The organism is Candidatus Obscuribacterales bacterium (assembly GCA_036703605.1).
Lineage (GTDB): Bacteria > Cyanobacteriota > Cyanobacteriia > RECH01 > RECH01 > RECH01.
This window is the reverse complement of sequence record DATNRH010001211.1, coordinates 1-3,173: the sequence shown is the minus strand read 5'-3', so window position 1 is coordinate 3,173 and position 3,173 is coordinate 1. Positions and strand designations below refer to the sequence as shown.

The 3,173-nt window shown below is 56.9% G+C and carries 3 protein-coding genes; all 3 read right to left on the bottom strand.

What is annotated here, in order from left to right:
- A partial coding sequence (locus V6D20_25045; GenBank protein ID HEY9819049.1) for a hypothetical protein occupies positions 1-496 on the bottom strand: 496 nt, incomplete at its 3' end.
- Complete coding sequence (locus V6D20_25040) at positions 493-1,464, bottom strand: CbiQ family ECF transporter T component (protein HEY9819048.1); 972 nt, start codon at positions 1,462-1,464, stop codon at positions 493-495. The genes V6D20_25045 and V6D20_25040, both read right to left, overlap by 4 nt.
- Positions 1,465-1,541: 77 nt before the next feature.
- On the bottom strand, positions 1,542-2,900 hold the full coding sequence (gene der, locus V6D20_25035; GenBank protein ID HEY9819047.1) for a ribosome biogenesis GTPase Der: 1,359 nt from the start codon (positions 2,898-2,900) through the stop codon (positions 1,542-1,544).
- Positions 2,901-3,173 lie beyond the last annotated feature (273 nt).

The following is a 3,173-nucleotide window of genomic DNA, read 5'->3' as shown; positions in this document are numbered from 1 at the left end:
CGGTGGTGGCAATCCAGATCTGCTGCTGCCAATGGTCGAGCACGGCGAAATTCTCGGGTTCGTACCAGTAGGCAACGGGGAAGGGGAGTTGATCCTCCCGCCGCCAGGGCAGATGTTCAATTTCCCAGGCGAGGTCATAGCCAAGCCAGCCGAGCCAGCCGCCGGTGAAGGGTAGGCTTGGATCGGGAAGGGCGGTGTTTCCTTGGTGGAGATGCTGCAAGGTGGGCAGAATGTGGCCGAGACTGGGTGTCCAAATGCGCCATCGATCGCCATCACGACGGGGTGCTCCGGCACAGATGGAGTAGCGTGATTGAGGGTAGGGCTGGCTGGAATCGTAGGGAGAATAGGTAGCGGGGCTTTCTAGCAGGGTGGCGATCGCTCCGATGCCGGTACAAAAGGGCGATCGAAATAGTTGCTCAAAGACGTCTGATCCAGTGCGCTGTTGCAAGGGCAGCGATCGCCAATGCCAGGGCTGGCTCTGGGGCTCTCTGCTCATCCGCGCCCGCCCCAATAGATACGCAGGCCCCAAAAGGCTAGGATGCCAACCATAATGATGCTATCCCCTAGCCTCAGGCGAAATTCGTACCAGCGTACCTGGTGTTGATTGGCACCAACAAAACCGCGCACGAGCATGGCGCTGGCGATTTGCTCGGCCCGCAGCAGTAGGTTTTCCAAGAACCGTTCTGCCACCGTCAGCCAAACTTGAGCGGAGCCGCGAAAGCCCAGCTTTTTCCAGCTAATGCCTCGGGTGCGCACGGCGCGAACCAGGTTTTGCACTTCCTCCAACACTAGGGGAATAAACCGTAGGGAGAGGGTGAGGGTGAGCACAATTTCGGTCACAGGCACTCCCAACCGTTTCAGGGGCTGGGCGAGGTATTCAAATGCGGCGGCAATTTCTTCGGGTGAGGTGGTCAAGAGATACAGCGTGCTGCTGTAGAGCAGGATAAAGGTGAGGCTGCCGATGCGAATGGCGAGGTCGAGGGAGCGCTGGGTCACTTTGACGATCACCTGCCGGTTGCCCATGCGAAACAGGGGCTGCTGCACCAAAATGTAGCGGTAGCTGGTGGGCTGGGGTAGGTTAGCAAGGGCTTCGTCAGCCGCGGGTGAAGCCGTTGGTGCATCGGGCGATCGCACCATATTGAAGGTGAGATCCTGGGCTGGTAATCGGGGCGTATAGGACACATTCAGCCCATCGGGGGCAATGGTGGTGATGGCGAACAGCAGCAGGCTAAAAGCGGCTAAGAGGCCGAGCTGCCGCCGCCATACCCGTCCTGGAATGCGCAGGATAAAGGTGAGGATGATTAAAAAGCCAACGATGGAGAGCCGCCAAGCAGAATTGGCAGCAATCGGGCTAAGCAAAATGCTGACCAACCACCCGAGTTTGATCCGTGGATCGGTTTTATGCAGCCAAGTAACGGGCGTTTCAAGATAGAGCCCAATCGGGAGCGATCGCAATAAATCCATAGAAGACCAGAGGTGCCCAATCGACTTTCCATCCTACCCTGATTTCGCCCTACCCTGATTCTGCGAGGGCTAGGGCGCTACACGCGGGTGGCGCGGTTGGATCCCCGCTCCATTTCGCGCATCTTCTTGCCGCGCCATAGGAGACGAACCGGGGTGCCCGCAAAGCCAAGGCTTTCGCGGAATTTACGTTCAATATAGCGCTGGTAGTTGTTGCCAAAGAGTTTGGGATCGTTGACAAAGAGGGCGATGGAGGGCGGCTGGCTAGTCACTTGGGTGCCGTAGTAAATCCGACCCTGGCGACCTTGGCGAGTGGTGGGCGGCGAGTGCCAACGGGCAGCATCTTCCAAGACTTCGTTGATCACTGAGGTGGAGACGCGGCGCTGGTGTTGTTCAGCAGCCCGATCGACCAGGTCTAAAATCTTGGGTACCCGCTGTCCGGTGAGGGCGCTGACGTAAATCATCTCGGCCCATTCCACAAAGTAGAGGCGATCGCGAGTTTTCTGTTCGTGGTCGTAGATGGTGTAGGAGTCTTTTTCGACGCCGTCCCATTTGTTTACCACCACCACACAGGCCCGGCCTTCTTCGGCGATGCGTCCGGCGAGCTTCTGATCTTGCTCGGTGACGCCATCGACGGCATCAATCACCAACAGCACCACATTGGCCCGGCGAATGGCCTTAAAGGCCCGGTTGATGCCAAAAAACTCTGGGCCGTATTCCACCTGTTTCTTTTTGCGAATACCGGCGGTGTCGATGAGCCGGTAGCGCTTGCCGTCTCGCTCTACCACCATGTCAATGGCATCGCGGGTGGTGCCGGAAATGGGGCTAACGATCGCCCTAGCTTCGCCCACAAAGGCATTGAGCAGGCTCGATTTACCCACGTTGGGGCGTCCAACGATGGCTACACGGATTTCGTCTAGCTCTTCCAGTTCGCTAATCGGCGGTAGATGGGTAATCAGTTGATCCAGCATGTCGCCGGTGCCGTTACCGTGGATGCCTGAGACGGGAAAGGGTTCGCCCAAGCCTAGGCTCCAAAATTCCGCCGCTTGCATCAGCCCCTTGTCGGGCGATTCGCACTTGTTCACCGCAATCAACACCGGCACGGAATGCTGACGCAGCCAGGTAGCAATTTCTTCATCACTGTTGGTGACGCCGTCTTGACCATCTACCACCATGATGGCCGCGCTGGCTTCGGCGAGGGCCGCCATGGCCTGTTCGCGAATCAGCGGCAGAAATTCCGTATCGTCATCAAACACAAGACCGCCGGTATCGACGACTAAAAATTCTCGATCTTGCCAGAACGCTGGCTTGTAGGTGCGATCGCGCGTCACTCCGGGCTCATCATGAACGATCGCTTCGTTCACCCCAGCGAGACGATTGACCAGCGTAGACTTGCCCACATTGGGGCGACCAATAATTGCAACAACCGGCAGTACCATAGACTTATGCGTGAGACGTCAGCCGCGATAGAGAGTGATTCAGAATAGACGAGTAAAAATCTGAGCCATTCACGAACCCCCATCACCCCCGCCGTAATGATGCGATCGCCTTGTCTAGAGCATTGCTAGACTGCTTAGAACTCCGCTGCTCAAATACCCAAATTTCTATTGTACTCGCAATCTCAGAAGTCAGGGGGCGATCGCGTTATCGCAATGTAGTCAGCGCCCTAGCTACCTAAAACCCGGGACACACAGAAATCTACGATTTCATCA

What these genes read in the sequence shown, in the direction of transcription:
- der (HEY9819047.1), bottom strand. Translation starts at nt 2,900, where the DNA reads ATGGTACTGCCGGTTGTTGCAATTATTGGTCGCCCCAATGTGGGCAAG.
- V6D20_25040 (HEY9819048.1), bottom strand. Translation starts at nt 1,464, where the DNA reads ATGGATTTATTGCGATCGCTCCCGATTGGGCTCTATCTTGAAACGCCC.